This window comes from Pseudomonas fluorescens, from assembly GCF_002022275.1.
Lineage (GTDB): Bacteria > Pseudomonadota > Gammaproteobacteria > Pseudomonadales > Pseudomonadaceae > Aquipseudomonas > Aquipseudomonas fluorescens_AJ.
The window spans coordinates 67,074-83,919 of record NZ_MSDF01000058.1; the positions used below are offsets into that span (position 1 = coordinate 67,074).

Annotated in this window: 14 protein-coding genes; 8 read left to right on the forward strand and 6 right to left on the reverse strand. The window is 62.1% G+C overall.

What is annotated here, in order from left to right:
* Positions 1–96: 96 nt before the first annotated feature.
* Positions 97–1,101 carry a quinone oxidoreductase family protein gene (locus BFW87_RS29080; protein ID WP_078743162.1) on the reverse strand — a complete coding sequence of 335 codons (1,005 nt, stop codon included), beginning with the start codon at positions 1,099–1,101 and terminating at the stop codon, positions 97–99.
* Positions 1,102–1,203: 102 nt separating this feature from the next.
* On the opposite strand from BFW87_RS29080, the gene BFW87_RS29085 reads away from it, so the two are divergent.
* Positions 1,204–2,067, forward strand: coding sequence for a LysR family transcriptional regulator (locus BFW87_RS29085; protein ID WP_078743163.1), 864 nt, complete (start codon positions 1,204–1,206; stop codon positions 2,065–2,067).
* A 65-nt stretch (positions 2,068–2,132) separates the two neighbouring features.
* On the opposite strand, the gene BFW87_RS29090 is transcribed toward BFW87_RS29085, so the two are convergent.
* Positions 2,133–2,609 (reverse strand): (R)-mandelonitrile lyase, encoded by a 477-nt coding sequence (locus tag BFW87_RS29090; protein WP_078743164.1) that lies wholly within the window; start codon positions 2,607–2,609, stop codon positions 2,133–2,135.
* The gene (locus BFW87_RS29095) at positions 2,606–3,595 is read right to left on the reverse strand and encodes an aldo/keto reductase (RefSeq protein ID WP_078743165.1); all 990 of its coding nucleotides are present in this window, start codon (positions 3,593–3,595) and stop codon (positions 2,606–2,608) included. The genes BFW87_RS29090 and BFW87_RS29095 overlap by 4 nt, the downstream gene beginning before the upstream one ends.
* A gap of 97 nt (positions 3,596–3,692) precedes the next feature.
* Here BFW87_RS29095 and BFW87_RS29100 point away from each other — a divergent pair, with 97 nt between their 5' ends.
* The gene (locus BFW87_RS29100; protein WP_078743166.1) at positions 3,693–4,586 is read left to right on the forward strand and encodes a LysR family transcriptional regulator; all 894 of its coding nucleotides are present in this window, start codon (positions 3,693–3,695) and stop codon (positions 4,584–4,586) included.
* Here the strand turns inward: BFW87_RS29100 and BFW87_RS29105 are convergent.
* Entirely contained in the window at positions 4,574–5,464 is an 891-nt protein-coding gene (locus BFW87_RS29105) for a LysR family transcriptional regulator (RefSeq protein WP_078743167.1), read from the reverse strand. The genes BFW87_RS29100 and BFW87_RS29105 overlap by 13 nt on opposite strands.
* A 118-nt stretch (positions 5,465–5,582) precedes the next feature.
* On the opposite strand from BFW87_RS29105, the gene BFW87_RS29110 reads away from it, so the two are divergent.
* The gene (locus BFW87_RS29110) at positions 5,583–6,026 is read left to right on the forward strand and encodes a GFA family protein (protein WP_078743168.1); all 444 of its coding nucleotides are present in this window, start codon (positions 5,583–5,585) and stop codon (positions 6,024–6,026) included.
* Here the strand turns inward: BFW87_RS29110 and pvdP are convergent.
* On the reverse strand, positions 6,007–7,638 hold the full coding sequence (gene pvdP / locus BFW87_RS29115; RefSeq protein ID WP_078743169.1) for a pyoverdine maturation tyrosinase PvdP: 1,632 nt from the start codon (positions 7,636–7,638) through the stop codon (positions 6,007–6,009). The genes BFW87_RS29110 and pvdP overlap by 20 nt on opposite strands.
* Positions 7,639–7,780: 142 nt before the next feature.
* On the opposite strand from pvdP, the gene pvdM reads away from it, so the two are divergent.
* The 5 genes from pvdM to BFW87_RS29140 all read left to right on the forward strand — a co-directional run bounded on the left by pvdM (position 7,781) and on the right by BFW87_RS29140 (position 15,780).
* Positions 7,781–9,130 carry a pyoverdine-tailoring dipeptidase-like protein PvdM gene (gene pvdM, locus BFW87_RS29120; RefSeq protein ID WP_078743170.1) on the forward strand — a complete coding sequence of 450 codons (1,350 nt, stop codon included), beginning with the start codon at positions 7,781–7,783 and terminating at the stop codon, positions 9,128–9,130.
* Positions 9,131–9,149: 19 nt separating this feature from the next.
* The gene (pvdN, locus tag BFW87_RS29125; protein ID WP_078743171.1) at positions 9,150–10,421 is read left to right on the forward strand and encodes a pyoverdine-tailoring periplasmic protein PvdN; all 1,272 of its coding nucleotides are present in this window, start codon (positions 9,150–9,152) and stop codon (positions 10,419–10,421) included.
* Between the two features lie 31 nt (positions 10,422–10,452).
* Positions 10,453–11,325, forward strand: a complete 873-nt coding sequence (gene pvdO, locus BFW87_RS29130; protein WP_078743172.1) for a dihydropyoverdine dehydrogenase — start codon at positions 10,453–10,455, stop codon at positions 11,323–11,325.
* A gap of 116 nt (positions 11,326–11,441) precedes the next feature.
* Positions 11,442–13,094, forward strand: a complete 1,653-nt coding sequence (locus BFW87_RS29135; protein ID WP_078743173.1) for a cyclic peptide export ABC transporter — start codon at positions 11,442–11,444, stop codon at positions 13,092–13,094.
* A 349-nt stretch (positions 13,095–13,443) separates the two neighbouring features.
* The gene (locus BFW87_RS29140) at positions 13,444–15,780 is read left to right on the forward strand and encodes a TonB-dependent siderophore receptor (RefSeq protein WP_078743217.1); all 2,337 of its coding nucleotides are present in this window, start codon (positions 13,444–13,446) and stop codon (positions 15,778–15,780) included.
* Between the two features lie 92 nt (positions 15,781–15,872).
* Here the strand turns inward: BFW87_RS29140 and BFW87_RS29145 are convergent, their stop codons facing one another.
* Positions 15,873–16,838: an alpha/beta hydrolase gene (locus tag BFW87_RS29145; protein WP_078743174.1), complete on the reverse strand. Its 966-nt coding sequence runs from the start codon at positions 16,836–16,838 to the stop codon at positions 15,873–15,875.
* Positions 16,839–16,846: the final 8 nt, after the last annotated feature.

Consider the following 16,846-nt stretch of genomic DNA (forward strand, 5'->3'; position numbering starts at 1 on the left):
GCGGTGCTGATCGTCTGCACAGCAACAACGCATAACCCTCGCTGTTGGCGAGGCACCCCAAACCGGCCTGATCAGCCGGTTTTTTTTCGCCTTCGATTAATCCACGTCGCGGTCAACCCACAGCACCGCCTTGCCGATCTGCTGCCGCGCTTCGATGCGTGCGTGCACCTGCTGCACCGTTTCCAGGGTGTAGTGACCTGCGATGTCCACAGTCAGCGAACCTTCCAGCATCGCCGCGAATACTGCGTTGGCACGCCGTTGCACGGTCGGGCCGTCAGCCATGTGGTCGGCCAGTCGCGGTCGGGTCAGGAACAGCGAACCCGCCTCCCCCAATTCAATCGGGTCCAGGTCGGTGAGAGAGCCGGAAACATTGCCGTAATTGACGATCAGCCCGCGTGTACGACAAGCGCGGAAACTGTCGCGCAGTGTGGACTTGCCCACCGAGTCGAAGACCACATCCACGCCTCTACCGTCCGTTGCGTGCAGAACACGTTCGGCAAACCGGCCTTCGTCATACGTCCAGGCTTGATGAGCACCACGTTGCAGCGCAATCGCACATTTTTCGACGGTGCTGCCCGTGGTGAATACCGTCGCGCCCAATCGACGCGCCATTTGCACCAGCAACTGACCAATGCTGCCGGATGCAGCGTGAATCAAGCAGGTGTCGCCGGCCTGCAGCCGCGCCACATCATCAATCAAATAGTGGGCGGTGCAACCTTGAAACATCGCGGCTGCGGCCTGATCGAAGGCAATTGCGTCGGGAATCTGCGCCACTTTCTCAGCCGGTACATTCGCGTATTCGGCATACGCCCCCCAAGAGATACACCAGGCGACCCGGTCGCCAACCGCCAGATGGCTGACACCCGCGCCCACGTCCACCACCACGCCTGCGCCTTCCATGCCCAGGGTGCACGGCAAACGCACCGGGTAGGTCGTCGACTGCGCGTATTTGCCTTGGCGGGTATGAATGTCCATGAAATTGATGCCCGCACAGGCCACCTTGACCAGCACGTGGCCGGGTGAAACCTGAGGTCTGGGTACGTCAAGGCGCAACTGTGCGACTTCCGGGCCGCCGTAAGCTTGCAAAGTGATGGCTTTCATCGGGGAACAACTCCGTTTGCACTGGGAAGCGGCCATGGTAAAAGGACATTCTCAGTAGGAAAATTCCCCAATACCTCCCAGCCTCTGTGCGGAAATAACCCGATGTTTGATTGGCAGGATCTGTATTACTTCACCGTGCTGGCACGCACCCAGTCGTTATCAGCGGCTGCCCGCGAATTGCAGGTAGAGCACGCCACCGTCGGGCGGCGCGTCGACGCACTGGAAAAAGCCCTGGGCGTGAAGCTCGTCGACCATTTGCCGCGCAGTCGACCGCTCACTGCACAAGGTGTGGCACTCGCGGAACTGGCGGCCGGTATGGGTGAAATGGCCACCGACGTCCTGCGCCTGTCGCGGGCAGCTTCCATCGAAATGGCCGGTACGGTGCGGGTCAGTTGCCCGCCGTCGATTGCCAACCACTGCATCGCGCCCCGTGTGGCGCGGTTGCGCGCGCATTACCCGCAGCTGAATCTGGTACTGATGCCCTCCACCCAACTCGCCGCACTGGACAAGGGTGAAGCGGATATCGCCTTGCGCACCGTGCGCCCGGATGAAGACGCGCTGGTACGGCGCAAGGTCGGCGCGGTGCGTTTCGGCCTGTATGGCTCACCCGAACTCCAGCAAAAGCCTGCCGCACACTGGACGTTTATCGCCTACGACGGCAGCCGTGACCACTTGCCCCAACAAGCCTGGATGCATCAATTACGCGGCCAGCGCCCGATTGTATTTGCCGCCAGCGAGCTGATCACCCAGCAAATGGCCGCCCGCGCTCACGTCGGCGCGGTGGTGTTGCCGACGCTGGTGGGGGACCACGATCCGCTACTGGTCCGGTTACCCACCGCCAGCGACGGGCCGGTGCGTGATATCTGGCTCACGGTGTACCCGGATATGCGTCGCTCGCCTTCGGTGAAGGTGGTGATGGAGTTTTTGGTGGAGTGTATTGAGGGTGAACGTCAACTGCGTCGTTGAGGACGAGGAATTCTCGCACTACGCTGCTAATTGCACTCCCAAGACACCGCACCACAGGCATGCAATCAGGACTCTGGAGCGTACTGCTCCTCGCCCACCTGTTCCAACCAGTCCACCACCTTGCCCTCCAACACCTCGGCAATCGCGATATGGGTCATGGCCGTGGTCGGTGTGGCGCCGTGCCAGTGCTTGACGCCAGCGGCGATCCACACGGTGTCGCCGGGGCGGATCGAGCGCAGCGGTTGCCCCCATTCCTGAACCAGGCCCGCGCCGGCGGTGACGATCAGGGTTTGGCCCAGCGGATGGGTATGCCAGGCAGTACGAGCGCCCGGTTCAAAGGTCACGGTGGCACCGCTGACGCGAGCGGCATCGCTGCCTTTGAACGGGGCATCCACGCGCACGGTGCCGGTGAACCAGTCCGCCGGGCCTCTGACTGAAGGCTGTGAACCGTTGGGGGTGACGGTGAGCATGGGGGTCTCCTGTGCGTGTGAGTCCTGGGCGAGCAGTGCCAGTGAAAGTGCGGTGGCGGCGAGCGGTTTCATAGGCCGGTCATCTTTTCCAGGGCCTCGGGGTAGCGCTCGCCCTGGACGCTGATATGGGCGGCGGCCACGTCGAGGTCCTGCAATTCGCGGGCGCTGAGTTGTACCTGGAGGGCACCGAGGTTTTCGGTCAGACGTGTGGCTTTGGTGGTGCCTGGAATCGGTACGATCCAGGGCTTTTGCGCCAACAGCCAGGCCAGGGCGACCTGCGACGGTGTCGCGTTGTTGCGTTGCCCGACCTGACGCAGCAACTCCACCAGCGCCTGATTGGCCTTCAGTGCTTCGGATGTGAACCGTGGCAGGCGACTGCGGAAATCGCCACTGTCGAACGTGCTCTGGCTGTCGAACTTGCCGGTCAAAAAGCCTTTGCCCAGCGGGCTGTAGGGCACCAGGCCAATACCCAACTCTTCGAGCAGCGGCAGAATCTCGGCTTCCGGCTTGCGCCACCACAGCGAATATTCGCTTTGCAGCGCCGTGACCGGTTGCACAGCGTGGGCGCGGCGAATGGTCGAGGCACCGGCTTCGGACAGGCCGAAATGCTTGACCTTGCCTTCCTGAATCAAATCTTTCACGGCACCGGCGACGTCCTCGATCGGCACATTCGGGTCAACCCGGTGCTGATAGAACAGGTCGATCACATCGGTTTTCAAGCGTTTGAGGGAAGCTTCGGCGACCTCGCGGATATGTTCCGGGCGGCTGTTGAGGCCCGACCATTTACCGTCACGGTCCGGCGCAAAACCGAATTTGGTGGCGATCACCACCTGATCACGCACCGGCGCCAGCGCTTCGCCGAGCAGTTCCTCGTTGATGAACGGGCCATAGACTTCGGCGCTGTCGAAAAAGCTCACGCCCTGCTCCACCGCACCGCGCAACAGGGCAATCATTTGCTGCGTGTCGGCGGGCGCGCCGTAGCCGAAACTCATGCCCATGCACCCCAGGCCCAAGGCCGAGACTTCGAGCGCGTTGTTGCCAAGTGTGCGTTTAAGCATGGTGGTTCTCCGATTGAAGGGCTGATTCAATCTAACAAGAAGCCATTGATATGATTAGACGCTAGAATTCGAAAATACTTATGAATAGGCCTCATCAATGCTCAGGGAAAACGCTAACGACCTGCTCGCCTTCCTGACCGTGGCCCGCGAGCGCAGCTTCACCAAAGCGGCGGCCAAGCTTGGCGTGTCGCAATCTGCGCTCAGCCACACGATCCGTGGGCTCGAAGCCCGGCTGGGGCTGCGCCTGCTGACGCGCACCACGCGCAGCGTTTCGCCGACCGAAGCCGGGCAACACCTGATCGATACCGTGGGGCCGCACTTCGATGAGATCCAGATCGGTCTTGAAGGCCTGAGCAACCTGCGCGATACGCCCTCCGGCACGATTCGCATCAACGCCATGGACCATGCGCTGGAGCATATTCTGTGGCCGGTGCTCAAACCTTTCCTGGCTCAATACCCGGATATCGCCGTAGAAGTCTGTTGCGACTACAGCTTCGTCGACATTGCGGCTCAAGGTTTCGACGCAGGGGTGCGCCTGGGCGAAGACGTGGCCGAAGGCATGATTGCCACCCGGATCGGCCCGGATATGCGCATGCGCGTAGTCGGATCGCCCGCCTATTTCGCCTGCAACCCCGTGCCCGATTCGCCGCGCGACCTCACCGCCCACGCCTGCAATAACCTGCGTTTGCCCACCAACGGAGGGCTGTATGCGTGGGAGTTCAAGAAGGACGATGAAAGCTTGAATGTGCGCGTGTCGGGCCAGGTGACATTCAACGGCGTGTACCAATTGCTCAAGGCCGCGCTGGAAGGGTTTGGCTTGAGCTACATCCCCGAAGACATCGTGGCGCCCTACCTCGTCGATGGCCGCTTGATCGCCGTGCTTGATCCATGGTGCGCGCCCTTTGCCGGGTTTCACCTGTACTACCCCAGCCGCCGCCAGGCCTCTCCGGCGTTTGCCTTGCTGGTGGAAGCGTTGCGTTATCGCGGCTGAAGAAAGGCCGTCAAGGCAGCGGCCAATGCATCAAACGTCGCCGCAATGCGCGGCACGCGGCGCATGTCCTGGTGCATGGCGATCCACACATCCACATCAAAAGCCACCTCGGGCAACACCTGCACCAAGCCATGGCGCTGCGCCAATTGGCGCGGGCACACGCCGATGCCGAGGCCGGCACGCAGGGCGGCGAACTGCGCCAGATGGTCGTCGGTGCGAATAACGGTGCGTGCAGCGCTGCAGTCGAAACCGTGCTGCTGGAGAAACTCAATGTCTTGCCCGTTGCGGTCCGGCCCGATCAACGGGTAGCCCTGCAACTGCGCCAAACCGCTGGGCGTGCCCAATTCCGCGAGTAATTCAGGGGCGGCGTACAGGCCGACGTGCAGGTCGCCGACCTTGCGCGTGACGACCGTGGCTTCGGTCGGCCGATGAATGCGCACGGCCACGTCGGCTTCCTGTTGCGCCAGTGCTTGCAAGCGATTGGAGACACTCAGCTCAACCGCCAGCTGCGGATGGTCGCGCCTCAACGTGCGCAGCATCGGCGGCAACACTTCAACACCCAGTAAGGGGCCACTGGTGAGCCGCACGGTCCCGCCCGCAACGGCCACGTCTGCCGAAGCGGCGCGGTTAAAGGCATTGGCGGCGACGGCCATCGCCTCTACATGGCCGATCAGCTCGCGGGCCATGTCCGTGGGCAGCAACCCTTTGGGCGAACGCACAAACAGGCTGACCCCGACACTCTGTTCCAGCGCTTCAATGCGCCGGCGTGCCGTGGCCTGGGCGATCCCGAGCAAACGCGCCGCCCCCGACAAGCTGCCGGTGCGCAGCACGGCGAGAAAGGCACGCTGGGTTTCCCATTGCAGTTGAGGGGCGTTCATACATTTCCTGTGAGCCGCTGGGCAGTTTTGGCGAATGTTCATCGAACGCTCGCTGGGGCATGCTGGCGAGCATACCTGATGGGCCTTGCGCCCTCTCATGCCTGAAGGATCAAACTCAATGATTTTCACTGGTCAATGCCGCTGCGCCGCCGTCACCTATCAGCTGCACCTGGACGCGTTACCGGCGATCTACGCCTGCCATTGCAACCACTGCCAGACCTGGAGCGGCAGTGCCTTCGCCCTGCATGCGCTGTTGCCAGCGGATGCATTGCAGCTGGCGGGCCCCATCACGCACTACGCCTATGAGGCTGACGGCCAGCGGTCTGAGCATCAGGTGTGCGCCGTGTGCCATACCCGCATCAGCAACACCACCACCGCCGCGCCGGGGTTGCGGGTGCTGCGCGTGGGCACCCTGGATAACAGTTCGGCACTGCAACCGGTCGCGCATATTTGGGTTAGCCGCAAACAGCCGTGGCTGGCCTTCCCGGACAGCGTGCCGACCTGGCCGCAAAGCCCCACGCCTGAAGCCTTTGCCAAGGCGCTTACGCCTCCCGCGCCTTGACCTTCAAGTGCCGCGCGTACCAAGGCCGCTGCGGCACACGCTTGAATAATCCCTTGAGCACGTCCTCGTCCGACCCAAAGGTGATGCGAAGCGCCAGTTTCATGATTTCCGGGTCCATCTCCATGGACCGTCCCACCTGCAAACCCGGCGTGGTGCTGCAGCCGTGGGTGTCCGGGCCCAGCCACGGGTCGCTCACTTCCACCCAGCGCCCCGGCGCAAACCAGTGCACGCCATTGACCTCAAGCCGGCTGACTTCGCCCGGGTTGAAGCGCTCATGGGCGCGAAACCAGTCCTCAACCCGGTCATCAATCCAGCCATGGAAGTGCCAGAACACCGGGTTGACGTGGGAGGAAAACGGGTCGCCGAGAAAATCGTTTTCCGGCGCGTACCAGCGCGCGGCAAAGTCCGCCGGGTCGCGCGCAAACGGCACCGGGGCGCCGTTGGACGGGTCGCGGGGCACCGAGGCCCAGCGCATGTGCAGCCAGTCATGCAGGCCCAGTTCCATCTCGGAGCCCAGTTGGCCGAGGGTGAGTTTGGCCAGGTAACGCGGGTCGCGGTATTGCGACTCCCACACTTCAAAGTTGCTGTGGTAAGTCTCGGCCGCCTTGATATCGCTGACCCACTGGGTGTAGTCGCTGTCGTCGGGTGCCGTCCAGGTGGGCGGCAGCGCGTAGCCGTCGCTGTTGTCGAAGTAGCGCAAGAACCCCAGGCGGTCACGCTCCAGCGCAGGTTGCGGTTCGGGGAAGGCCGGCCAGGACGGCAGGTGCTGCATCGAGCGCGCGGTACCGAGCATATGCCGGTGCATGAAGAAGAAGTCGATGCCCGAGCCGTTACGGTCCTTGAGCTTGCCGCGCGCGTCACGTTCCTGGCCGCGTGGCCCGGGTTGCCAGCCGATACCCCGCAGCGCGTCGCGTTTTTCCTCGGAGAGTTTGTGCCACTGGTCACGGGTGGCATGCCACAGTTGATGGAACAGGCGATGCTCAGGCGCGATCAACCAGGCCAGCAGGGTCGGGTTGAGGCCGATGCGCTGGCGGGCTTCGGGAAACAGCTGTTTGTGGGCGATAAAACGGCTGTCGCGCTCGGTTAACGCCAGCGGGCGGTCCAGGTCCAGAACCTGCCCGCTGAGGGTGCCGCTGCCCGCGTTACCGAAATCGGCCCAGACTGCATCAAGGGTCATCTTGAATTCATAGGCCGGCACGCCGGTTGCCGAATCGCGATCGATCAGCCGCCAATACAGCACCTTTCCATCGCCCGTGAGCACGTCGCCCAGCACCCGGTAGCGCGGCTCGCCGTCAGCGCGCAGGTTCTCGGCGGTGTCCAGGTAACCGCGCAGGCCACGGCCGCGCGGGGCGATGTCGAGCAGCAATTCCAGGCCGTGCAGCGGCAAATGCTTGAGGCCGGCATCGGCGCCTTCCAGGCGCAAGCTCCACACACCCCGCAGGGTATTTGCCAGGTGCTGGCCGGCCGTATCGGCGAGGTCCACCGTGGCTTCGCCGGGCGTGATCGGGAATTCTTCCTTGCGCGTCAGCTCGCGATGGGCATAAAAGGCCGCCGGCACAGCAGCGCCGGTCAGTGCCAGGCCTGCGATGAAGCCACGTCGAGAGAGGGTCATTGTCTACCTTAGGAAACGGCTTGATCAGAGCTAGAACGTTTGCAGCCGCGCAAAATTTACCGCCTCCCCCTCCCCGCCTAAATTTCCAGCGCCATGGCTCGTTCCTCCCTGATAGCAAAGGCCTCAACTGACTGAGATGGCGATGACAAAACCACGTTCGAAAAAGGCGCTGTATCTCGGCCTGCCGCTGGCACTGGCCGTTTGCGCCGGGGCTGGCTTCCTGGTCTGGGATCACTGGTTCAAAGGCAATGCTGGCTACCCGCTGGAGGTGATCAAGCAAGCCAATGAAATGCAGGACCGTTTGCTGTCCTTCGACAGCCATATCACCGTGCCCCTGGATTTCGGCACCGCCGGCAATGAGGCCGACAAGGACGGCAGCGGCCAGTTCGACCTGGCCAAGGCCAGTCGCGGGCGCTTGTCCGGCGCGGCCCTGACGATTTTTGGCTGGCCGGAAATCTGGAGTGGCGCCAACGCGCCCCATCGCCCTACGGAGGGTTTTGTCGAAGAGGCCCGGCATGAGCAGGAAGTGCGCTACAAGATCATTTCCGGCATGGTGCGCGACTACCCCAACCAGGTCGGTATCGCCTATACCCCGGACGATTTCCGGCGCCTGCATGGCGAAGGCAAGTTTGCGATTTTCATCAGCATGCTCAACGCCTACCCGCTGGGTAATGACCTGAACCAGCTGGACCTGTGGACGGCGCGCGGCATGCGCATGTTCGGCTTCAGCTATATCGGCAACAACGCCTGGTCCGACTCGTCGCGCCCGCTGCCGTTTTTCAATGACACCACCGATGCCCTCGAAGGGCTCTCGCCGATCGGCCAACAAGCAGTGCACCGCCTGAATGATCTGGGCGTGATTATTGATGTCTCGCAAATGTCGACCAAGGCCCTGGAGCAGGTTGCGCAGTTGAGCCGCACGCCGATGGTCGCCTCTCACTCGGCGCCACGTGCCGCCGTGGATATCCCGCGCAACCTCAGCGACAAGGAATTGCAACTGATCAAGAACAGCGGCGGCGTGGTTCAGGTGGTGGGCTTCCCGGCGTATTTGCGCCCGCTGAGCCAGCCGACCCAGGACAAACTCAACGCCCTGCGCGCACGTTTCGATTTACCGCCACTGCCGAACCTGGCCATGGCTTTGATGCCGGGCGACGCGATCATCACGGCGTGGTCCGAGCAGAAGTTCGGCCAGTACGCCAGCGCGCTGTACGCCATCCTCGAGGAAGAACCCAAGGCCACCCTCAAGGACTTCGGGGACGCTATCGATTACACGGTGCGCAAGATCGGTATCGATCACGTCGGCATCGCCTCGGACTTCAACGACGGCGGCGGCATCCAGGGCTGGGAGAACGTTGGCGAAGTGCGCAACGTCACTGCCGAGCTGATCCAGCGCGGCTACTCCGAAGCCGATATCGCCAAGCTGTGGGGCGGCAACTTCCTGCGCGTGTGGGACCAGGTACAAAAAGCCGCCAAACCATTGGCCAACCGCTAATCAGCCGTGAATCAAGTCCATGACCGACCGCCGTACGTTTCTCAAGCAGGCTGGTGTCTTTGCCGCCAGCCTGCCACTGGGCGCTGCCATTCTCCCCGAAGCCATGGCCGCCAGCCCGACCGACAGCCCTTGGACGGGGCTCAAACAGCTGTTCAATCAAGACCCGAACTACCTGCACTTTTCCAACTTCCTCGTGGCTTCGCACCCCAAACCGGTGCGCGAGGCCATCGAGCGCTACCGCGTGCAAATCGACCGCAACCCCGGGCTTGCGATGGACTGGGACCTGCAGGAAACCTGGAAGCGTGAAGGTCAGGTGCGCGAATGGGCAGGCCGTTACCTGGATGCCAAACCCGCGCAGATCGCCCTCACCGGCAGCACCTCCGAAGGCCTGGCGATGATCTATGGCGGCATCAAGGTGCGGCCCGATCAGGAAATCCTGACCACGGTGCACGAGCACTATGCGACGCAGAACAGCCTGGATTTTCGCGTGCTCAAGGAAGGCACCCAGGTGCGCCGCATCAGCCTGTTCGAGAACGCCGCCCAAGTGTCCGTCGACGAAGTGCTCGGCAACATCCAGCGCAATATCCGTCCCAACACCCGCGTGCTGGGCATGACCTGGGTGCAGTCCGGCAGCGGGGTGAAGCTGCCGGTCGGTGAAATCGGCCAATTAGTGGATGAACATAACCGCCAGCGCGACGACAAGGACCGCATTTTGTACGTGGTCGACGGTGTGCATGGCTTTGGCGTGGAAAACCTCGATTTTCCGGCCATGCACTGCGATTTTTTTATCGCCGGCACCCACAAATGGATGTTCGGCCCACGCGGTACCGGGCTGGTGTGCGCACGTGACGCCGAGAATAAATACGTCACGCCGATGGTGCCGACGTTCTCTGAAGACACCAATTTCGCCACCACCATGACCCCCGGCGGCTACCACGCTTTCGAGCATCGGTGGGCCGCCGACGAAGCCTTCAAACTGCACCTGCAATTAGGCAAGGCGCAGGTACAGGCGCGCATTCACGCCCTTAACACCGAGCTGAAAAACCAGCTGCTCGCCCACCCGCAGATCGAACTGGTGACACCGCGCAGCCCCGAGCTGTCGGCAGGTTTTACCTTCTTCCGGGTCAAGGGCCAAGACAGCGGCGCCGTCGCTGCCTACATGATGAAAAACCGCGTGGTGATCGACGCCGTGGACCGCGATGTCGGCCCGGTGATTCGCACCTCCCCCGGCCTGCTCAATAGCACCGATGAAATCCAGCGCTTTATGGCGTTGCTGAGCCCACGCCTGTGATCGCCCTTTTTTCTTTGAACGAGATGCCCACATGAATCCATCCCGACTCAAGCCCCTCGCCGCCCTGGCCTTGACCGCCCTGTGCGCTGCGCTGCTGCCAAACCTCGCCCAGGCGGCCACGCCGCAACCTGGCAAGGTATTCAAAGACTGCAAGGACTGCCCGGAAATGGTGGTGCTGCCCGCGGGCACCTTCACCATGGGCACGCCGGAAGATGAAGTCGGCCGCGAGCCGGACGAAGGCCCGATGCACGAGGTGACCTTCGCCAAGGCCTTCGCCATGAGCCGATTCCACGTCACCGCCGGTGAGTGGGACAGCTACGTGCGCCAGACCGGCGTGAAGATCGCCAATGGCGACGATCGCCCCGGTCGTGAATGCATCGCCAGCAAGCCGCGCTACCCGCAAGGTCCGCGTCAGCCAGCGGTGTGCATGGACATGGACGATATCAAAAACTACGTGGCCTGGCTGTCGAAAAAGACCGGCCAGCGCTACCACATGGTCAGCGAAGCCCAGCGTGAATACGCCGCACGGGCAGGCTCCACCGGGCCTTTCCCGTTCCCGTTCGATGCGGGCAAGGGTTACAGCATCGCCGAGCACGCCAACACTTATGGGCCGGCGGACGGTTATAGCTACTCATCGCCAGTGGGCAGTTACCCGCCGAACGCATTCGGCATGTACGACATGCACGGCAACGTCTACGAGCGTGTTGCCGACTGCGAGCACCCCAACTACATCGGCGCGCCTACCGACGGCAGCGCGTGGATGGAGCCGAACTGCGAGTCCTATCAGATTCGTGGCAATGACTGGGGCGAAGCACCGGTGTTTTCGCGCTCGGGCAACCGTAACAATATCTACCCGCAGACGCGGGGGGACTGGATTGGCTTCAGGGTAGTACGCGACCTCTGATTCACCCGCCCCACCCGCAAGAACGCCGCCTGCCGACCATCGCCGGGCGGCTAAATTTAGCGCCGGGCCAGACGTTTTACCTGGTATCTGTCTCGATCCCAAGGAACTCATTCCTCATGTCCCAGCCCAAGCGCGGTGCAATTCATGAATTGTTCACCCTCCTGAAACCCTTTCGACTGGTGGTCGGCCTGTCCATCCTGCTGGGCATGGTGGGCGGCCTGAGCGTGACCGTGCTGCTGGCGACAATCAACAGCGCGCTGCACTCGGAAACCGGCCTGACCAACGCCGTAATCCTGCTGTTCGGCGGGCTGTGCCTGATGGCGTTGTTCAGCTCGATCTGCTCGGACATCGGCACCAACTATGTGGGCCAGCACATCATTGCCAAACTGCGCAAAGAGCTGGGGGAGAAGGTCCTTTCGGCACCGATCGAGCAAATCGAACGCTACCGCAGCCACCGGCTGATTCCGGTGCTGACCCACGACGTCGACACCATCAGCGACTTCGCCTTCGCCTTCGCACCACTGGCCATTTCGCTCACCGTGACCCTGGGCTGTATGGGCTACCTAGCGATGCTGTCGTGGCCGATGTTCCTGCTGCTGGTGGTGGCGATCATCATCGGCACCGTGGTCCAGTTCCTGGCCCAGGGTGCGGGCATCAAGGGCTTCATGGCGGCTCGCGAGGCCGAGGACGAGTTGCAAAAACACTACAACGCCATTGCCGAAGGTGCCAAGGAACTGCGCATCAACCGGCCCCGTCGCCAGCGCATGTTTGTGTCCGGCATCCAGGCCACGGCGGATTTCATCTGCAAGACCCAGGTGCGCTCGATCAACACATTCGTGATCGCCAAGACCTTCGGCTCGATGCTGTTCTTCGTGGTGATTGGCCTGGCACTGGCCCTGCAATCACTGTGGCCAAGCGCGGATAAAACCGTGATGAGCGGTTTTGTGCTGGTGTTGCTGTACATGAAGGGCCCGCTGGAACACTTGATCGGCACCCTGCCCATCGTCAGCCGGGCGCAGATTGCCTTTCGCCGGATCGCCGAGTTGTCCGAGCAGTTTTCTTCGCCGGAACCCCACTTGCTGCTCAACGACCAGGGCGCGCCCGCCGGCGTGGTAGAGCGGCTGGATCTGAGCAACGTCAGCTATGCGTTTCCAGCGGTGGAAGGCAATGCGCCGTTCACCCTCGGCCCGATCAACCTGAGCATTCGCCAGGGTGACATCGTGTTTATCGTGGGCGAGAACGGCTGCGGCAAGACCACCCTGATCAAACTGTTGCTGGGGCTTTATGCGCCGCAACAGGGGCAGATTCGTTTGAACGATCAGGTCATCGACCCGACCAACCGCGATGAATATCGCCAGCTGTTCACCACCGTGTTCGCCGATTACTACCTGTTCGATGATGTGGTGCAAGGCGATCAGCAGATTCCCGAAGACGCCAACAAATACCTTGAGCGCCTGGAGATCGCGCACAAGGTCAGCGTCAAGGACGGCACCTTCACCACCACCGATCTGTCCACCGGCCAGCGCAAGCGCCTGGCCCTGGTCAACGCCTGGCTGGAAGAACGCCCGGTGCTGGTGTTCGACGAATGGGCGGCGGACCAGGACCCGACATTCCGGCGGATTTTCTACACCGAGCTGTTGCCCGACCTCAAGCGCCTGGGCAAGACGATCATCGTGATTTCCCACGACGACCGTTACTTTGACGCGGCCGATCAACTGGTCAGGATGGAAGCCGGGCGCGTGGTCGTCGAGGCGCAAGCACTGGCCTGACCGCTCACCTGCCCCCTGCCAAGCCCCTGAAAACAACGTTTTCAGGGGCTTTTTTGTGGGCGGACTAAATTCCTGTGCAGCGGTTTCGTATTCACTAGCAGCGAAGAATTAAACCGCCGCCCGCGCCCGCCCTTTCGACTGATTCTTACCCCTTGCATGGATTTTTTCGGTTTTTGTGATCCGGTTTTACTGACGCGATGCGTCTAATAATAATTCTTATTAACTAAAAGTCTGCCAAGACACTCTGGAGCCTTCTCAAGCGATGAACACCCCAAACCTGCGCCGTTTGGCGACCCCCGCCTCGCGACCGGCATTCAAACGCACCCTGTTGTCCTGTGCCATCCTGGGCATGGTAGTGGCAGCCAGCCCGTCCCATGCCGCGCCAGTGCCCTTGAATATTCCTGCGCAACCGCTTGCCAGCGCGTTGCAGGCGTTGGGGCGCCAGGCTGACGTGCAGATTCTCTACGGGCCGGAAACCGTGCAGGGCCTGCAGTCCAAACCGGTCAACGGCACGCTGGAGCCGGCACAGGCACTCGAAACCCTGCTGGGGAGCAGCGGTATCAATTATCAGCAAACCGGCAACACCCTTTCGCTGACACCGGCGAGCACAGGCTCAACCCTGGAGCTGGGGGCCATCAGCATCTCCGGCAAAGCGCCCGGCTCCACCACCGAAGGCACCGGCTCCTACACCACGTACAACTCCAGCAGCTCGACGCGGCTGAACATTCCGGTCAAGGAAACGCCGCAGTCGATCACCGTGATCACCCAGCAACGCCTGCAGGACCAGCGCCTGACCAACCTCACCGACACCATGGAAGCAGTGGCGGGCATCACCGTGGTACGCGAAGGCCTGGGCGCCGACTCGGACGCCTACTATTCCCGCGGTTTCCAGATCAACAACTATGAAATCGACGGCGTACCGACTTCGTCGCGCCAGGACAACTACACCCAGAACACCGCCATGTACGACCGCATTGAAGTGGTGCGCGGTGCGTCCGGCCTGATCAGCGGCATGGGTGACCCGTCCGCCACCATCAACCTGATTCGCAAGCGCCCCACCGACACCGCGCAAGCCAGCATCACCGGCGAAGCCGGCACCTGGGACCGCTACGGTGCAGGCTTTGACGTCTCCGGTCCGCTGACCGATGCCGGCAACATCCGCGGCCGTCTGGTCGTGGACTACAAGGATCAGGGCGCCTGGGTTGACCGCTACAAGCAAGACAACAACCTGATCTACGGCATCACCGAGTTCGACCTGACGGAAAACACCCTGCTGACCATGGGTTTCAGCTACCAGACCCAACACACCAACCAGCCACCGCGCAGCGGCTTCCCGCTCACCTACAGCGACGGCAGCAGCACTAATTTCAAGCGCTCGTTCAATACGGCCGCAAACTGGAACTACTACGACCACGAGCAGACCACCTTCTTCACGTCTCTCGAACATCAGTTCAACAATGGCTGGAGCGGCAAGGTCGAATACAGCCGCAACGAGAACAAATACGACTCCGAGATCGTTTACTTCGCCGGCAGCGTCGACAAGAGCACCGGCCTGGGTGCGTTCGTGATGCCCAACAAATTCAAGGGCAACCCGATCCAGAACTCGGTGGATGCCTACCTCACCGGTCCGTTCCAGTTGTTCGGTCGCGAACACGAGTTGATCACGGGCGTGACCTTGTCCCAGATCCGCAACGAAGACGCGCCGAACTACGGCGGCTGGGTACGTCCCGGCGGCGTCTACGACGGCACCCTGGGGCCCGTCGACAGCTGGAACGGCGACGTCGCGAAGCCAACCTTTACCAACAAGGGAAGGGAAGACTTCAAGGAAAACCAATACGCGGCCTACATGACCTCGCGCTTCCACCTCAATGACGACACCACGCTGATCCTGGGCGCCCGGGTCATCAACTGGAAGCAAAGCGACGAATACACGTACTTCTCCGCTGCCGACGGCGACAACAGCAAAACCTCGCGTACCGAAACCGGCGTCACCATCCCTTACGCCGGCCTCGTCTACGACCTCAGCGAAATCTGGTCGGTGTACGCCAGCTACACCAAGATCTTCAACCCGCAGACCTTCCAGTCCACTTCGGGCTCCTACCTGGACCCGCTGGAAGGCACCGGCTACGAAGCCGGGGTCAAGGCTGCGTTCAACGACGGCCGGCTCAACACCAGCCTCGCACTGTTCAAACTCGAGCAGGACAACCTGGCGGTCTACGACGGTAGCAACCTGACACCGCAAGGCTCGCAAGCCTACAAAGCGGCACAAGGCACGACTTCCCAGGGCGTGGAATGGGAATTCAACGGTGAACTGGCTGAAGGCTGGCAGGCCACCGGCGGTTATACCTACAGCGTCAGCACCGACAAGGACGACAACCGCATCGCCACCCAGATTCCTCGTCACAACGCCAAGCTCTTCACCACCTACCGCCTGAGCGGGCCGCTGGACAAATTGACCGTAGGCGGTGGCGTGAACTGGCAGAGCAAAACCGGGTTCGACCTGCACACCTATGAGCAGAAAAGCTACGCGATCACCAACCTGATGGCGCGCTACGACATCACCAAAAACCTGTCGGCCGCCGTCAACCTGAACAACGTGTTCGACAAAGAGTATTACACCACCACCACCGCTGGTGTCTGGGGCGCTCCGCGCAACCTGATGACCTCGTTCAAGTACAACTTCTGATAACACCGGGCTCCGATGGTCGAGGAGCCCGTTCAATAAAAAAGCGCATCAGCCCGGCTGATGCGCTTTTTTATTGGCCGCAATACGCCCGTTTATCGCCCCGAAACCCCCCCCCGCAATGCCTGCGCTATCTGCTCCTGCGCCTCCTCTGCCTCGTCAATGATTGCGCCCATGCGCAAGAAGTCATGGGTCATGCCCGGGTACACCGTCAGGTCCACGACGGCGCCCCCTTCGCGCAACTGCGCGACGTACGCCAGGCATTCGTCGTGCAACGGGTCGCACTCGCCCAGGATCATCAGCGTCGGCGCCAGGTCGTGCGGGACGGCTCCCAGCAGCGGTGAAAAACGCGGGTCCTGGCGGTCGGCGTGGTCGCGTGCGTAGAGCCCGTAGAACCATTGCAGGGTGTCTGTTTCCAGCAGGTAACCCGAGGCGTAGCGCTCCAGCGAAGGTGTGCTGCGAGTGGCGTCGGTGACCGGGTAGATCAGCACTTGAAGCTGTGGCTGGACAGCGGCGCCTTCCCGCGCCAACTGCGTCGCCAGTACCGCGACCAGGCTGCCGCCAACGCTGTCCCCCGCCAGAGCGAGCCGACGGGTGTCGATACCCAGGCCTGTGCCCTGCGCTACCAGCCAGTGCCAGGCGTCCTCGGCGTCGTGGGCGGCGGTAGGGAAGCGCCATTGCGGTGCCAGGCGATAGGCCACGGACACCACTGCGCAGCCCGCCAGTTCGGCCAATGCGCGACACAGTGAGTCGTGGGAATCGAGGCTGCCGACCACGTAGCCGCCGCCATGGAAATACAGCAGCGCCGGCGCGGGCGCAGCCTGGCTTAACGGGCTGGCGCTGTAGAGTCGCGCCGCCAGGCGTTGGCCATCGCGGGTCGGAATTTCAAGGCTGTCGACCTGATCCAAGTCGGCAGCACCGGCGTCCATCATCTGTGACGACAGATCGAACTGCTCGCGCGCCTGCTCGGGCGACAGTTGGTGCATCGCCAGATTTTTGCCGGCGGCGCGACCGCTGTTTACCAGCTCAAGGAAGGCCGCGATATCAGGGTTCAAAGACATACAAAACA